The organism is Citricoccus parietis (assembly GCF_042433045.1).
Classification (GTDB): Bacteria; Actinomycetota; Actinomycetes; order Actinomycetales; family Micrococcaceae; genus Citricoccus; species Citricoccus parietis.
Genome location: NZ_JBHLWH010000021.1, coordinates 209,163 through 223,923 on the forward strand (window position 1 = coordinate 209,163; position 14,761 = coordinate 223,923).

A 14,761-nucleotide genomic window follows, 5' to 3' on the forward strand; every position below is an offset into this window, starting at 1 on the left:
ACGGCGTCCTTGGCCGCGTGGCGGCCCCGCAGTGGCTGCCAGACTTCCCTTTGGAAGTACGGACCCTGCAGGGGAGAGCCGTCCGGACGACCGTACAGAAATTGACCGTACTTGATCAGCGTCAAGGGACACCCGGACTTCCCTGTGGGCGGCGTCCCGCTTCTCCAGGCTGCGCGGCATGACTACAGTACGGATGCCCTTCTTCGACTTCGACCCACCCAGGTCGAACCTGGTTAGTGGTTCACTCCTTCCAGGTGGTGCGAACCCGGATGGTCAGGCGGCCGTCCCGGTTCTCGATGGGCATTCGGTAAGGGGACTTCCAGGGCGTGGAGACCTGGAGGGGTTCGTCCGTATGGTCCGACGTGACCTATGACCTGCGCTCGTGGTCGTGCCCACGTTTTGCCCACAATTTGCCCACAATTGCTCCGATTTCCACTAATCTCACTGCATCGCAAACCGCGGAATCAGGCGGAAGTCCGCGTCAGTGTAGGGTCTGGGGAGGTTTCGAGTCCCACTGGGGGCACTGTCCGGACATCCGCCCGGCACCGGCACGGTTGTTCGCCCCCAATGATTGTTACGCCGTCAGCGGAGGGAAGGGGCCGCCGTCCGTTGTCAGGTTGCTTTTCAGGTTCGGCAGATAGACTGACAGCAGTCCCCATCACGTCCATGCCGGGCCACCCGGGCCGGAGAGCACGACCGTGGACCGCACGCGACCAGCAGAGGAGATGGCCAGTGGCCAACCCCGTCTTCAACAGCAAGAACTTCCAGGAACAGATGCACTCCGGTGACGGCCGGGGTGGCGCCGCCACGCAGCAGGCGCCGGGCTGGTACCAGGGCGGTTCCCGTGGCCAGGCTTCGCAGGGCCAGACCCAGCAGCCGCAGTTCGGCCAGCGGGTGCCGCAGGGCCAGCCGAGCCAGCAGTACACCCCGGAGCAGCTGGAGCAGATGTACGCCCAGCCCGCCGCAGGTCCCGCTGACACGGGCCGGATGAGCTACAACGACGTCATCGCCAAGACCGTCATCACCCTGCTGCTCGTCGTGGTCGGTGCCGCCGTCGGCTGGAACATGCCGGCCCTCATGCTGCCCGGTGCGATCGTCGGCCTCGTGCTCGGCCTGGTGAACTCCTTCAAGCGCGAGCCCTCGCCGGTGCTGATCCTCCTCTATGCGGCGGCCGAAGGCCTGTTCTTGGGCGGCATCTCCGGCGTCTTCGAGCAGATGTGGCCCGGCATCGCCGTCCAGGCCGTGCTGGCCACCTTCTGCGTGTTCGCGGTGACCCTGGCGCTCTTCGCCTCCGGCAAGTGGCGCGTCTCGAAGAAGTCCGTGAAGATCTTCATGGTCGCGATGATCGGCTACGCGCTGTTCTCCGTGGTCAACCTCTTCCTGATGCTCTTCGGCGTCACCGACGCCATGTTCGGCCTCCGCGGCGAGTTCCCGCTGCTGGGCCTGGGCATCGGCCTCCTCGCCGTGTTCCTGGCCGCGTTCTCGCTGATCATGGACTTCACCGCCATCACGCAGGGCGTCAAGGCCGGGGCCCCGCAGAAGTACTCGTGGTCCGCCGCCTTCGGTCTCACCGTGACCCTGGTGTGGCTCTACGTCGAGATCCTGCGCATCCTGGCGATCCTGCGCGGCAACGACTGATCACGCACTGAACCGTCCACAGCCATCGGCTGGCTCCGTCCGGGAGGAACAATCCGGGCGGAGCCAGCCGATTCTGGGTTAATGGAGCCATGAACGAGTCTGAGAACCGTCCTGCCGGCTTGTCTTCCGGCCTGTCCTCCGGTGAGCCGTCCCACCAGCCCTCCGGTGAGCCGTCCCACCAGCCCTCCGGTGAGCCGTCCGACCAGGCTGTCGAGCAGCAGTTCGGGGGGACTGCCGACCAGCCTGCCGGGCTGCCGTTCGGGGGGACTGCCGCGACGGGCACCCAGTATGTGCTGCGCCACGGCGGAGCCGAGGCCATCATCACTTCGCTGGCCGGTGCCCTGCGCCGTTATGAGGTGGACGGAACGCAGTTGGTGGAGACCTACGGCGCGGACGAGATCCCGCCCTCGGCCTGTGGCATCCAGTTGTCCCCGTGGCCCAACCGCGTGCGGGACGGGCGCTGGGCGCTGGACGGCGCCACCCAGCAGCTCGACCTCACGGAACCATCCCGCTCCAACGCCAGTCACGGACTGCTGCGCAACACCGCCTTCGTCCCGGCCGAGCAGACGGCACGCCGGGTGGTCCTGCGCGGCGAGATCCACCCCCAGCACGGCTACCCGTTCCGCCTCACCCACCAGGTCACCTACACCCTGGACGACGACGGCGCCCTCACCGTCCACCAGCAGCTCACCAACCACTCCGGCCGGCCGGCCCCGGTCGCCTTCGGCGCCCACCCCTTCCTGCGGATCGGAGACGTTCCCAGCGAGCAGCTGGTCCTGACGCTGCGGGCGGCCACCCGGGTGCTGTCCGATGATCGGCTCATCCCCACCGGGACGGTACCGGTCCAGGAAACGGCCGAGGACTTCCGTGAGGGCCGGCAGGTGGGCATCGGCCTCCTCGACGCGGCGTTCACCGATCTGGAGCCCGGCGACGACGGCCGCCACCACCACACGCTGTCCGCGCCGGATGGGCGTAGCGTGGAGCTCTGGACGGACCCGGCCTTCGACTATGTCCACGTCTTCTTCACGGACCGGTTCCCCGGCCGTCACCGGGCGGTGGCGGTGGAACCGATGACGGCTCCGGCCAACGCACTGAACAGCGGCGACGGACTGGTGTGGATCGATCCGGGGGAGCACCTGGGCGCCGCCTGGGGCATCTCGCACCACCGTCCACTGATCCGTTCCTCTCACCTTTCACACGACCGTCCACACGCTGAGGAGGCAGTCCGTTGAGCACTCGCCCAGAGTCCGGGGCGCCGGACGCTCCGGTTCCCGGGCTGCCCGAAACCCCGGGCCCCCAGCCCGGGGCCCGGGTGCCGGACCCCCTCCTGACCGCGCCCGGCCAGGCCAACCGGGTGGCCGCCGACGTCCCCTATGGGCTGACGGTGGCCGCCGCCTGGTCCTGGCGGGTGCTGCTGGTGCTGGCGATGGCCGGTGCCGGCATCTGGCTCCTGAGCCATGTCTCCCTACTGGTCATCCCCCTGATCGTGGCGGCCCTGTTGTCCACCCTCCTCGCGCCGATCCACAAGCGGCTCGTGGGTTGGGGCCTCCCGCGGGGACTGTCTGTGACCGGCGTCATCCTCGGATTCATCGTCGTCGTCCTGGGCCTGCTCACCCTCGTCGGCCAGCAGCTCGCCGTGGGATTCACGGACATGCGGGACCAGATCGTGGTGGGCGTCCAGGGCATCGTCGCCTGGCTGGAGACCTTCGGCGTCACCACGGACCAATGGAACGACATCCTCTCGGACCTCGGCGAGGCGGTCCGGGACAACAGCCAGACCATCCTCTCGGGTGCCCTGGGCTTCGGTTCCACCGCCGGCAACCTCGCCGCCGGCACGGTGCTGGCCGTCTTCGCGCTGATCTTCTTCCTCTATGACGGCAGGAGGATCTGGCGGTTCTGCCTGAATTTCGTCCCCGCCCGCCATCGCATCGCCATCGACGGCGCTGGAGATGTCGGCTGGACCTCCCTCGGCAGCTACGTCCGGGTCCAGATCTTCGTGGCGTTCGTGGATGCCCTGGGCATCGGCCTGGGTGCCTTGATCCTCGGCGTGCCGCTGGCTCTGCCCCTCGGTGTGCTGGTGTTCTTCGGCTCGTTCATCCCACTCGTGGGTGCCTTCCTGACCGGCGCGGTGGCTGTGTTGCTGGCGCTCGTGGCCAACGGCTGGGTGAACGCCCTGATCATGCTCGGCGTGGTGCTCCTGGTCCAGCAGATCGAAGGCAACGTCCTGCAGCCGTTGGTCATGGGGCGTGCGGTCAGCCTCCACCCGCTGGCCGTGTTCCTGGCTGTGGCCGGGGGCACCGCGGTGATGGGTCTGGTCGGTGCGATCTTTGCCGTGCCGTTGATGGCCTTCCTGAACTCCACCATCAAATACCTCCACGCCAAGCCATGGCTCGAGAACGAACCCGAACCCGCGGCAGCCTCGGACTACCGTGATACCCGGCTCAAGGACCGGGCCGCTGGGCTCAAGGATCGAGCCGCCGGTCTCGAGGGGCCCTGGGGCCGGGCCTACGTGACCATCGACGGCGTGGTCCGCCGGGCCACGAGTGGTGCTGGCGGATCCAGCAGATCCGGTGGCGACGGTGACGCCGGCGACGGCGGAGCATCCGGCAGCGCTGGTGGCGGCGCTCCCAGCGCCGCCGAGAGTGCCCTGTCAGCCAAGCGGCGACGTCAGGCTCGCCGCCAGCTCAAGCGGTCACAGTCCCGCTCGCGCTTCCTGCCTGGCCGTTTCCGCAGGGATCGCGCCGCGAGTGCCGGCACCGAGCCTGATGCTGACCCTGATGCCCGCCCCGGTGCCAGATCCAAGGACCGTCTCGACGCCGGCCCCGGTGGTGGCCCCACTGCTGGACTCGGTGTCGGCCCAGAGGCTGATACCGGTGCCCCAGCCGACCCCGGAACCGGCACTGCGGGCAATCTTCGCGGCAGAGGGTCCGCGGGGGAGGACAATACGGGGATGGACCACTCCGGCCGCCGGCCGGACCGAAACGGAGGACCACAGTGACCACCACCCCCCAGAGCAGTGCAGATACCGCGACGGGTACGGCTGCGGACCGCGCGGAATTCCCGGGACTTCCCGTCACCCTGGCGGACATCGAGGAGGCCCGGCGACTGCTGGACGGGGTCATCGTCCCCACGCCGCTGGACCACTCCAGGGCCCTGGGCCGGCTCACCGGCTCGGTGGTTCACCTCAAGTGCGAGAATCTGCAGCGTGCCGGCTCTTTCAAGGTGCGCGGCGCCTACGTCCGGATGGCCAAGCTCTCCGAGGACGAGCGTGCTCGCGGGGTCGTGGCGGCGTCCGCCGGCAACCACGCCCAGGGGGTGGCCTTGGCAGCATCCAAGCTGGGGATCAAGGCGACCATCTTCATGCCCCGCGGCGTGGCGCTGCCGAAGCTGCAGGCCACGAAGGATCACGGCGCCGAGGTGATGCTGCACGGCAACAACGTGGATGAGGCCCTGTCCGAGGCGCAGCGGTATGCGGACGAGTCCGGCTCGGTTTTCATCCATCCCTTCGACAATGCCGACGTGGTGGCCGGCCAGGGCACGATCGGCCTGGAGATCCTCGAACAGGATCCGGAGGTGGACACGCTGGTGATGGGAATCGGTGGCGGCGGCCTGCTCGCCGGCGTGGCCGTGGCCGTCAAGGAGATGGCCCGCCGTCAGGGCCGGCACATCAACATCATCGGCGTCCAGGCGGAGAACGCCGCGGCCTATCCGCCGTCGCTGGCCGCAGACGCCGTGGTGCCGCTCTCCCACGTCTCGACCATCGCCGACGGCATCGCCGTGGGCAAGCCCGGCCAGATTCCCTTCCAGATCATCAAGGAACTCGTGGACGGAGTCGTCACCGTATCCGAGGACGCGATCGCCAACGCCCTGGTGTTCCTGCTGGAGCGGTCCAAGATGGTGGTCGAGCCCGCCGGCGTGGTGGGCGTGGCCGCGTTGCTGGAGGGCAAGCTGGCCGAGCTCGGGATTGAGTCCCAGCACACCGTGGCACTGCTCTCTGGCGGCAACGTGGACCCGATGCTGATGCTCAAGGTCATCCAGTCCGGCCTGGCCGCGGGCGGTCGCTACCTGACCGTCAAGATCTCCCTGCGAGACCGTCCCGGCGAGCTGTCCAACATCTCCCGGATCATCTCCGAGACCGAGGCCAACGTCACCCGGGTGGACCACAGCCGCATCGGCGGCTCACTCAGCATGGGGGACGTGACGATCACGATCGACATGGAGACCCGCGGACCCGAGCACTCGGAGCAGGTGCTGGGCCGGTTGCGCTCCTCCGGCTACCAGCCGATCGTGCAACATTAGCCGGGTTCCTCTGAGCGGCCCACGCATCCTGACCCTTGGGCACCATGTCTAAGCCGCCAGACCGGGACGCCAATAGAAGTTGCGGCGGGGCCGCCGTTCGGGGTCGAGATACCGGGCCGGGACGAACCACGGGATGCCCCGGCGGACGGAGATCTCCCAGGCTCCGGCGTGAACGGCGTGGTGGTGGTGTGAGCACAGCAGTGCTCCGTTCTCCACCGATGTCGGACCACCGTCCTCCCAGTGGTGGATGTGGTGGGCCTCGCACCACGGTGCCGGAATCGAGCAACCGGGTGCCGTGCAACCACCGTCCCGGGCGGTGATGGCGCGCCTGAGCTGAGGCGTGAACAACCGCTTGGAGCGGCCCACGTCCAGGACCTCGCCGCTGCCGCCCAGCACGACCGGGATCAGATCGGCCTCGCACGCGAGCTGTCGGATCGTCTGTGGATTGACGTCTCCCACGTAGGACATGGTCGAGATCGTCCGATCATGGCGTCCCGGTGGACTCGGTGGACTCGGTGGACCAAGTGGACCAAGTGGACTAGATGGGCCGGGTGGGCCGAGGTGTCCGGATGATTCGTTCGAGCCGCTTCGTGGAGTCCGTTCGTCGACATGCACGTCGTCCGCAGTGCCGAATCGGGCGAACAGGGTTTCGTAGTCGATGACCGCCATGATCTGGGGCCGGGCCCGGCCCCTGGGTCCAGGGTGGGCGTTGCCCGTCGGGTTGGTGTTCCCGATGCTGCGGCCGTCCGCGTCCATGCCCGTCTCAGGACCGATACCGACCAGGGCCAGCGCGCCCGTCAAAGCACTGACGAGCCCGTCGAGTTCTCGCTGAGCCCGGCGGCGTCCGTCGAGGGCCTCATTCGCGGCCAGTTCGGTTGCACAGTCTGCATCGTTGGTGTTGGTGCCAGTGCCAGTGCCAGTGCCGATGTGGTCATGGTTTCGACCCTTCGGGTCCGTCCTGCAGTCAGAGCGAGTCTTCCGGGGGCTGGATGCAGCGGAGATCACCGTCTTGAGGACTTCATGCTGTGCGTCGCTGGCCAGCAGTGTCCACTGATGCAGCCCCTTGCCCGGGCCGCGGTAGAACAGGCCCTGCATGGCCTTGAGCTGGTCGTCGGTCGGTTCGGAACCGTCTGGATTGACCACGGCTTCGAAACGCTGCCGCCAGTGAGTGCAGACCTTTCTCAGCGTGTCCGGATCCAGATCCCGGGCCTGGGCGACGAGCAGCCGTTCACCGTCCGCGAGAAGGCCGTCTACCGTTCCGGGAGCCGTGTTTGCCAGGACGGCCTCGCGTTGGGCGGAGGCGATCGTTCCCACGATCATGTCCACCGCTGCTTCGCCCAGCTCGGCTTTCTGCACCGCCTCGGACAGGACCGGCATATCGGCGGGTATCACGGTGGCTCGGTCCAGTGTCAGCGACGCCATGGTGTGGGCGGCCCGGGCCAGCCGGGCTTTCGCCTCGCGACGGTCGATCCGCAAGAGGTCGCGCAAGTATTCTGCGCCGTTCCTGAAGGCACACTTTCCGGGCGGGATGCCCAACACTTCCTCCCGAAGTTGATGTGCCTCGAAAATCCGGTCAGTGTGCCCGGCCAGGGCGGTCCGCGCGGAGTCGATGGCGCGCGCCAGCGCCTCCACGCCCACATGCAACTCCGGCAAGGACCCGGCCACGTTCTCGCTGCAGGGGGAGTCCTCATCTTCATGATTGCCCGATTCATCGTCGATGACCGAGGCGTCCCCGGAGTCTGAAGCTCCGCCGATGTGCATGTCCCCGCCCCGCTGCCCGGCTCTGCCGGAATCGTCTGAGTCCCCCGAACCGTCTACCTCAGGGGTGGGACGGTCCGCATGGGCGTAGAGGCCCCAGTCAGCGCTACGGTCTTCTGCCGGGTGCCGCCGGAGGCGGGGCAATCGGTCCGCCAGTCTTGGGTCAGCCAATCGAGAGGAGAGTTCGGCGGCCAAGGCGCGGGATTGCGCCAATAGTTCGGGCAGGGGCAGCTCAGCCAGCTCATCACTATCTGCCATCGACCCTCCCGTCCTGTGCCCTTGAACCGTTTTCCACCAGCCATGATGGACTAGTACTGGTATTCGAACACGAGTGGCGGACGAGTTTAGCGCTGAGGGCTCGAGATGTGGTTGGCACGCCTCAAGCTGCGCGGTGTGGAGGACAGCGTGGAGGACGAGGCGGACCAAGAGAGGCTTACTCGGTTGCCCAGGAATGGGGCGAGGGCTGGGGTCAGGACTGGGGCGAGGGCTGGGGTCAGGACTGGGATGAGGGCTGGGGTCAGGACTGGGATGAGGGCTGGGGCCAAGACTGGGATGAGGCCTGGGGCCAGGACTGGGATGAGGCCTGGGCTCGGGACTGAATGAGGACCGAGGCGGGACGGGCTCGGGGTCTGTGGATTCTCAGTCAGCGTTGGTGACGACCGTGGCCATGGTGGACGCGGTGAAGGGGCCCACTCGGCGCTTGACGGCCTCCACGGCCGGAACGCTATGGGAGATCTCCTCGATGCGCCGGGACAGCTCGCGCCGATCCATCTGGCCGCGGGCCGGGCCCAATAGACCGTGGGCCACGTTGAGGGCCTTGAGGAGGCCGAGTTCCGTCGCCTCGGCGAGGGTGGCCGGACGGTCGCCGGTGAGCACCTGGCCCAGCCGCTCACGCAGGGCGATCTCCGGGGCAGGACTGGTGGTCATGAAGTGAGGTCCACCGAGGAAGCGGGACTCCTCGGTGACGATGCCCTGCCGGGCCAGGCTCCGGCCCACGGCCGTGTCCGGGTCGAGCTGGGAACGGCCCACCAGGGTGGAGATCTTCTGCCCCGACATCGAGTCCAGGGCCGGCAGGACGGCATCCAGCGGAGCGTGGCCGGTCATCCCGGCCCGCACCACCGTGACCTGCGGGTCCTTGCCCTCCCGGGCGATCTCGATCGTCCCGAGCTCGGCGAGGTCGGCGAGGGCGGCCGCCGCGAGACCATAGCGGCGGTATCCCCGCGCTCGGCTGGCCGTCCCGTGGTCCTTGGTGAGCAGCAGGAACATCTCTTCGACGATGAGCATGCCACCAGCCTAACAAGGTACCGGGCTGGCCGTCGCGTTCCGCTGGCCGCTACGTCATCCGTCGCCACACCCGCCGCCTCACCTGGCAGGCCACCCGCCCCACCGGCAGCCTCACCCACCGGCAGCCTCACCCACCAGCAACCTCACCCACGAGAACGGCGGCGCACCGGGGAACCGGTGCACCGCCGTCGGGAAAGCGGTGTGCAGGGAACGGGCCCTGCCGGTCGGACCAGGCTGTCAGCGCCAGGTCCGCCCGCGTGACAATCAGGCCTTGTACGGCTTGGCGGAGACGATCTCCACCGCGATGTCCTTGCCGTTCGGGGCGGCATAGGTCAGCTTGTCGCCGACCTTGGAGCCCTGGATGGCGGCACCCAGCGGGGAGCGCTCGGAGTAGACGGTGATGGAGTCCTTGTCATCGGCGATCTCGCGGTTGCCGAAGAGGAAGGCCTCCAGGTCGCCGGCGATCTTGGCCTCCACGACCATGCCGGGCTCCACCACGCCGTTGTCCTCCGGGGAAGCGCCCACCTGGGCGGTCTCGAGCAGTCGCTTGAGCTCGATGATGCGGCCCTCGTTCTTGGACTGCTCCTCGCGAGCGGCGTGGTAACCGCCGTTCTCCTTGAGGTCACCCTCTTCGCGCGCCTGCTCGATGCGGTCGATGATCTCCTGACGGCCGGGTCCGGAGATCTGATCCAGTTCCTGCTTCAGGCGGTCGTAGGCCTCCTGGGTCAGCCAGGGAGCGCTATCGGTGTTGCTCATGGACGCGTGTCTCCTTCGAATTGCTCGTCAGCGGCCATCCGGTACGCCACTGAGGGACTGCCGGTGCTGCCGCGCGCATGATGCTGAGCCGCCTAGTGCGGCCCGGGGGGCGATCATGCAAGAACCCCGCCGGCGGAGCCACCCGGTGTTCCACGGGAGGCCCCCGACAGGCGGGGTTGAAACGTACTGCTCTTGATTCTAACGGATGTGTTTCAGATACGTCATATTCGAGGTGATGTGCGTCTCATGAGTCCTCGGGGAACCAGCACGCGTTCACGCCGCCATTGACGCCGAGCGCATCGGTGCGCAGGTCGACGTCGTAGTACGTCGGGGTGCCCGCTGGCCTGGAGTCCTCGGACGCCGGCTCCGGACCGATGGTGACGGTACGCCAGCCGACCACGGCCTTCTCCTCCGAGAGCACCTGGATGGCGCACTGGACCGTGTCCTCAGGGTCCTTGGTGAGCTGGAACCGCACCGAGGCCTGCGTGGGCGACTCGATCGTGAAACCGACGTCCTTCCAACCCAGCGTCTGGGCGTTGGCTGAGGCGGTGAACCACACGATGACCCCCACGGCCAGGGCGAGGGCCGCGGCGGCGATCCATTTTCCCCAGCGCTGAGCGAACGAGGGGCGGATCCGTTGGGGACGCCCATACCGGTTCGCTAGGCTGTCCACCGGAGCAGGCTCCGCCGAGGTCTGGAGTGTAGAAGTCATATCACTCCATGGTATCCCGGCGCGTCACCGTCCACCGCAGTTCATTCCCCGGACCGACCGGTCCCCGAACATGCCGTCCCGAACCCCCGCACACACCGGCGGGTGACCTCCGGGACGGGAAAGCAGCCGAGGCCACGTGAGCAGTACGAACCCGACCAACCTGGACGACCCGGAGCACCGGGACGGCATCGCTGCGCCGGAATTCGGGGTGTCCGTGGGGCAGACGTCGTACGGCTCGGTCGAGCCGGAAGAACACCATGCCGTCCCCGAGGCCGGGGGAGTGCCGGCGTCCCAGGGTCTGCGGCTGATGGCCGTCCATGCCCACCCGGACGACGAATCCTCCAAGGGCGCCGCCATGATGGCCGCCTACGAGGCCGCCGGAGCCGAGGTCATGGTCGTGACCTGTACCGGGGGTGAGCGGGGGGACCTGCTCAACCCGGGCTACGGGGACACGGTGCGCCTGGACCGGGACATCACCGGCGTGCGGCGGACCGAGATGCAGGAGGCCGGGGCCGCTCTCGGCATCGAGCACCGGTGGCTCGGCTTCATGGACTCCGGACTGCCCGAGGGTGATCCGATGCCCCCGCTGCCCTTCGGCAGCTTCGGCACCCTCCCCCTGGAACAGGCGGCGGCCCCGTTGGTCAGGGTGATCCGTGAGTTCCGTCCGCACGTGTTGATCAGCTACGACGAGATCGGTGGCTACCCGCACCCGGACCACATCAAATCCCACGAGGTCACGGTGGAGGCCTACCGGGCCGCCGGGGACCCGGAGCGGTATCCCGGGACCGGGGAGGCCTGGACCCCCTCCAAGCTCTACTACGACCGTGCCTTCAACCCGGACAAGTACCGGGCCCTGCACGAGGCCTACCTGGAGGCGGGCGAGGAATCGCCGTACACGGAGCGGCTCGAGTGGTTCCGCAAGCTCCTGGAAGAGCAGGAGCGGGCCGAGGCCCAGGCGGCCGAGCAGGACGTGCCGTCCGCCACCGCCCCGGCTCGATTCCGGCTGACGCGCCACCAGGTCACCACCCAGATCCACGTGGCCGACTACTTCGAGCAGAGGGACAACGCCCTGCGTGCCCACCGCACCCAGATCGATCCGGAGGGCCAATTCTTCGCCACGCCGAATGCCCTGCTGCGGCGGACCTGGCCGTGGGAGGACTACGTGCTGATCGATTCGCGCGTGGAGACCACACTGCCGGAGACGGACCTCTTCACCGGACTGCGCTGACCCGACGCCGGCCGGTATCGGCTGTGCGTCGGCCGCGTGCTGGCCGCACGGTTGCCGCAGGGCGGCCGCCCGCTGCCGCGGGCCGGCCCGTCGTGTGGGGACGGTAGACTGGGTGACCGTGATCGCCTTCCTTCCCCTTGCCGTATCCCCATCTGCCGCCCCCGCGTCCAGCAGTGGTGGCGAGGCCTCGGAACAGCCGCTGCCCGGGGTGCAGGAACCGACGCTGCGTCCCGGACTCGACCAGACTGAGGTCACGCCCGGCATTGAGGGATTCCTGTTCACGGCACTGATGGTGGCCATGGCCATCGTGGTCATCCGCCTCATGGTCCGGTCGGTCCGGCGGGTGCAGTACCGGTCCTCGCAGGCCGAGGACATGCTCGTCGAGCGCTACCAGGGGCACCTGCCAGAAGATGTGCGCCATCCCCACGACGAGGTGGACCCGGACTCGCGAGCCGCCTCCGACGTCGATCTCCAGCGGGCCCGGCTCCAGAAGAAGTACCCGGGCTACCTCGACAGCCCCGCACCGGAGCCGAAGGCCCCGGACTCCGGCCGCGACTGAGGTCCGAGCCGGGCTGGCGCCGCAGTGGAGACGGGGCGCCAGTCAGACGCCGGCCACCGCGCAGGCCTCGGTCAGCAGGCCACGCAACTGCACCGCCGAATGGCTGCCGTTGAAGATCTCCGTCCCGGGCTGGAAGGCACGCCCGGCGGCGAGCGGGCCGGCGTCGACGGCATCGAAGCCGATCCGGTCGATGAAGGCTGCGACCAGCGCACGCGACGGCTCATGATCGCTGGCGACGGCCAGGGCACGGCGGTCCGCAGCGCCGGAGGCCCGGTGATCGGTCTCCAGGTCGTGGTAACCGATGTGGTTCAGCGACTTGACCAGGAGGGCACCGTGCAGGTGGTCCTGGATGATCTCACTGGTGGAGCGGGCATCCCGCTCGAAATCCGACTGCTCGCCGTCCGTGGGGGCCCAGTAGTTCATGACGTCGACGACGGTCCGGCCGGCAAAGTGCGCCGGGTCCAGATCCCGGTACCTCCGCAACGGGATGGCGATGACGGTCAGGTCTGTCTCCGCCAGCTCCGCCGCATCGACGGCGACGGCGCCCGGCGTGACGATCTCGGCCAGCAGCTCGATCTCCCGGGCGGGTCTGGCGGTGGCGATGCGGACCCCGCAGCCCGATTCGACCGCCCGGCGGGCCACTGCGGCCCCGACTCGGCCTGCGCCGAGGATGCCGATGCTGCCGGGGGTGACTGCCGTGGTCGTCATGGATTCCTTTGCCGTGGGTACGTCACATGCGGTGGCTCACGCCCGAGCCGGAGCGCGGCGTGCGATACCGATGGTTCTCGAGTTGGTTCTCGAGTCAGAGTTCACTGAAGGAAACACAAGCGGGCGGCATGGGTATTCCTGCCGTGGCTGAGGTCACTCCCGCAACCGGTCGGTGTCCTCCTCGTCCGTGAGCCGGCCGTCCGAGTCGCCTGGGCTGCGCGGGCCGCCCCCACCGTCCGAGCTGCCCGCGCCGTTCGTTCGTGCCCGGTGTACTTCCAGGCGCCGCTGCAGGGTGGTCCGCCACCGCCCCGGCACGCCGGGGGAGGCCAGGATCCGCTCGATGGCCGGGATATCACCCTTGTCCACGTTCATCACGCGGGACAGCTCGGCCAGGTCCACCGCGCCCGGATTGCGCTCGACCAGCCTCATCACCTGACCGGCCTGCAGGGTCCCCGGTGTCAGCACCCGGAGGTACCAGCCGGTGCGGCCGGTGGACTGCACGCGGCGGGCCAGGTCGGGGACGCCCCATCGGGAGGACAGTTTCCAGCAGGGGCGCCGTGACTGCGTCACCTGCAGCCGGACTCCCTCCACGTCCCAGACGTCCTCCAGGCAGACCTCGGACTCCGTCAGGCCGTCCACGGTGAGGTTCTCGAAGAGGGCGCCCTCCGGCAGGTCGAGCCCCTCTGCCCGCCAGGCGGCGTAGTGGGCCCGTCCGTAGCACAGCAGGGCCTTCTCGGGGCCGCCGTGGTGGACCACATCGCCCTGCTCGTCGCCCGCCAGACCGGTGAGTCCCAGGTCCACCGGTCCCTCCACCGGTTCCTTGAAGGAGCCCGTGAGAACCTCCTCGTCCCGCCACCGCACCGAGCGGACGCTGCCCACCCGCACGGCGGTGATCGTTCCGCTGGCAGCAGAGGCTCCCGTGCCGGTGCGGATGGTGGACGTGGTGGGGATGCTGGAGATGGTGGAGGGCCGGGGCGAGCGGAGTCCGGTGGGCATGCCCCCATCCAATCACCACTGCCCGTCTCGTGGTGGAACAGGCCGATGGCTGGTGGATGGGATGGCTGGTGGATGGAGGGTGCCCGCGCGTGAGGCTGTGAGGACGTCAGGCCTGCAGGACCGCCAGCACGATCGCGATGTAGTGACAGACGAAGCCGCCGATGGTGAAGGCGTGGAACAGTTCGTGGAAGCCGAACCACTCGCGGTGGAAGTTGGGCTTCTTCAGCGCATAGAACACGGCGCCGATGATGTAGCACGCGCCGCCCACGCAGACCAGGACGGCGGCAGCGGCCTGGGCCGCGAAGAAGTCGCCGATGTACAACAGGGCCGCCAGTCCCAGCAGGATGTAGACCGGGGTGTACAGCCAGCGCGGAGCCGAGGTCCAGAAGACACGGAAGGCGACGCCGGCCAGCGCGCCGATCCAGACGCCGGCCAGCAGGAGCGTGGCCTTGTCCTCCGGCAGCAGGGCCAGGGCCAAGGGCGTGTAGGTGCCGGCGATGACCAGCATGATGTTCGTGTGGTCGATGCGCTTCAGCACGAGGGCGACCTGCGGTGACCACTGCACGAGGTGGTAGACGGCCGAGACGGAGAACAGCAGGAGGCCGGTCAGCGCGTAGATCGCGCTGGCCCACTTCAGGCCCGCTGTGGGGGCCAGGGTCACCAGGACGATCCCGGCGACCAGGGTGAGCGGCGCCATGACGGCGTGGCTCATGCCTCGGAGCCGGGGCTTGAACTCGGGATGCCCGGGATCCATGATCCGGTCCAGCCGCCACGCCCGTGCGGGTCTGGCGTGATGCTGGGGCGCGGCAGCCGCGCGGCCTGC

13 protein-coding genes are annotated in these 14,761 nt (G+C 68.6%); 6 read left to right on the forward strand and 7 right to left on the reverse strand.

Going from position 1 to position 14,761, the window contains the following annotated elements; translation table 11 throughout:
- Window positions 1–774: 774 nt before the first annotated feature.
- The 4 genes from ACFFIO_RS08020 (at window position 775) to ilvA (ending at window position 5,937) form a co-directional block, all read left to right on the forward strand.
- Window positions 775–1,638 (forward strand): Bax inhibitor-1/YccA family protein, encoded by an 864-nt coding sequence (locus ACFFIO_RS08020; protein WP_378041089.1) that lies wholly within the window; start codon window positions 775–777, stop codon window positions 1,636–1,638.
- An 89-nt stretch (window positions 1,639–1,727) separates the two neighbouring features.
- Complete coding sequence (locus ACFFIO_RS08025) at window positions 1,728–2,870, forward strand: aldose epimerase family protein (protein ID WP_378041061.1); 1,143 nt, start codon at window positions 1,728–1,730, stop codon at window positions 2,868–2,870.
- Complete coding sequence (locus ACFFIO_RS08030; protein WP_378041062.1) at window positions 2,867–4,636, forward strand: AI-2E family transporter; 1,770 nt, start codon at window positions 2,867–2,869, stop codon at window positions 4,634–4,636. Before ACFFIO_RS08025 ends, ACFFIO_RS08030 begins: the two co-directional genes overlap by 4 nt.
- Before the next feature lie 80 nt (window positions 4,637–4,716).
- Window positions 4,717–5,937: a threonine ammonia-lyase gene (ilvA, locus tag ACFFIO_RS08035; RefSeq protein WP_378041090.1), complete on the forward strand. Its 1,221-nt coding sequence runs from the start codon at window positions 4,717–4,719 to the stop codon at window positions 5,935–5,937.
- A 48-nt stretch (window positions 5,938–5,985) separates the two neighbouring features.
- Here the strand turns inward: ilvA and ACFFIO_RS08040 are convergent, their stop codons facing one another.
- The 4 genes from ACFFIO_RS08040 to ACFFIO_RS08055 form a co-directional block, all read right to left on the reverse strand.
- Entirely contained in the window at window positions 5,986–7,953 is a 1,968-nt protein-coding gene (locus ACFFIO_RS08040) for an HNH endonuclease signature motif containing protein (RefSeq protein WP_378041063.1), read from the reverse strand.
- Window positions 7,954–8,334: 381 nt separating this feature from the next.
- A complete protein-coding gene (locus tag ACFFIO_RS08045) occupies window positions 8,335–8,979 on the reverse strand; it encodes a GOLPH3/VPS74 family protein (protein WP_378041064.1) in 645 nt (214 codons plus the stop codon).
- Window positions 8,980–9,243: 264 nt separating this feature from the next.
- Window positions 9,244–9,735, reverse strand: coding sequence for a transcription elongation factor GreA (gene greA / locus ACFFIO_RS08050; protein ID WP_378041065.1), 492 nt, complete (start codon window positions 9,733–9,735; stop codon window positions 9,244–9,246).
- Window positions 9,736–9,979: 244 nt separating this feature from the next.
- Window positions 9,980–10,447, reverse strand: a complete 468-nt coding sequence (locus tag ACFFIO_RS08055; RefSeq protein ID WP_378041066.1) for a DUF4307 domain-containing protein — start codon at window positions 10,445–10,447, stop codon at window positions 9,980–9,982.
- A gap of 307 nt (window positions 10,448–10,754) precedes the next feature.
- On the opposite strand from ACFFIO_RS08055, the gene mca reads away from it, so the two are divergent.
- Window positions 10,755–11,675 (forward strand): mycothiol conjugate amidase Mca, encoded by a 921-nt coding sequence (gene mca / locus ACFFIO_RS08060; RefSeq protein ID WP_378041091.1) that lies wholly within the window; start codon window positions 10,755–10,757, stop codon window positions 11,673–11,675.
- A 118-nt stretch (window positions 11,676–11,793) separates the two neighbouring features.
- Entirely contained in the window at window positions 11,794–12,234 is a 441-nt protein-coding gene (locus ACFFIO_RS08065; protein WP_313818259.1) for a hypothetical protein, read from the forward strand.
- Window positions 12,235–12,276: 42 nt separating this feature from the next.
- Here the strand turns inward: ACFFIO_RS08065 and ACFFIO_RS08070 are convergent, their stop codons facing one another.
- From ACFFIO_RS08070 to trhA, 3 genes are all read right to left on the reverse strand, one after another.
- Window positions 12,277–12,942 carry an NADPH-dependent F420 reductase gene (locus ACFFIO_RS08070; RefSeq protein ID WP_378041067.1) on the reverse strand — a complete coding sequence of 222 codons (666 nt, stop codon included), beginning with the start codon at window positions 12,940–12,942 and terminating at the stop codon, window positions 12,277–12,279.
- Window positions 12,943–13,095: 153 nt separating this feature from the next.
- On the reverse strand, window positions 13,096–13,938 hold the full coding sequence (locus tag ACFFIO_RS08075; protein WP_378041068.1) for an MOSC domain-containing protein: 843 nt from the start codon (window positions 13,936–13,938) through the stop codon (window positions 13,096–13,098).
- 106 nt (window positions 13,939–14,044) lie between these two features.
- Complete coding sequence (gene trhA / locus ACFFIO_RS08080; protein ID WP_378041092.1) at window positions 14,045–14,692, reverse strand: PAQR family membrane homeostasis protein TrhA; 648 nt, start codon at window positions 14,690–14,692, stop codon at window positions 14,045–14,047.
- Between the last annotated feature and the right edge of the window lie 69 nt (window positions 14,693–14,761).

Bases quoted from the DNA above. Each gene is read 5' to 3' on its own strand.
- ACFFIO_RS08040 (WP_378041063.1), bottom strand. From the start codon at position 7,953: ATGGCAGATAGTGATGAGCTGGCTGAGCTGCCCCTGCCCGAACTATTG.
- ACFFIO_RS08020 (WP_378041089.1), top strand. From the start codon at position 775: ATGCACTCCGGTGACGGCCGGGGTGGCGCCGCCACGCAGCAGGCGCCG.
- mca (WP_378041091.1), top strand. From the start codon at position 10,755: ATGGCCGTCCATGCCCACCCGGACGACGAATCCTCCAAGGGCGCCGCC.
- ACFFIO_RS08055 (WP_378041066.1), bottom strand. From the start codon at position 10,447: ATGACTTCTACACTCCAGACCTCGGCGGAGCCTGCTCCGGTGGACAGC.
- ACFFIO_RS08045 (WP_378041064.1), bottom strand. From the start codon at position 8,979: ATGCTCATCGTCGAAGAGATGTTCCTGCTGCTCACCAAGGACCACGGG.
- ACFFIO_RS08025 (WP_378041061.1), top strand. From the start codon at position 1,728: ATGAACGAGTCTGAGAACCGTCCTGCCGGCTTGTCTTCCGGCCTGTCC.
- ACFFIO_RS08070 (WP_378041067.1), bottom strand. From the start codon at position 12,942: ATGACGACCACGGCAGTCACCCCCGGCAGCATCGGCATCCTCGGCGCA.
- ACFFIO_RS08075 (WP_378041068.1), bottom strand. From the start codon at position 13,938: ATGCCCACCGGACTCCGCTCGCCCCGGCCCTCCACCATCTCCAGCATC.
- greA (WP_378041065.1), bottom strand. From the start codon at position 9,735: ATGAGCAACACCGATAGCGCTCCCTGGCTGACCCAGGAGGCCTACGAC.
- trhA (WP_378041092.1), bottom strand. From the start codon at position 14,692: ATGGATCCCGGGCATCCCGAGTTCAAGCCCCGGCTCCGAGGCATGAGC.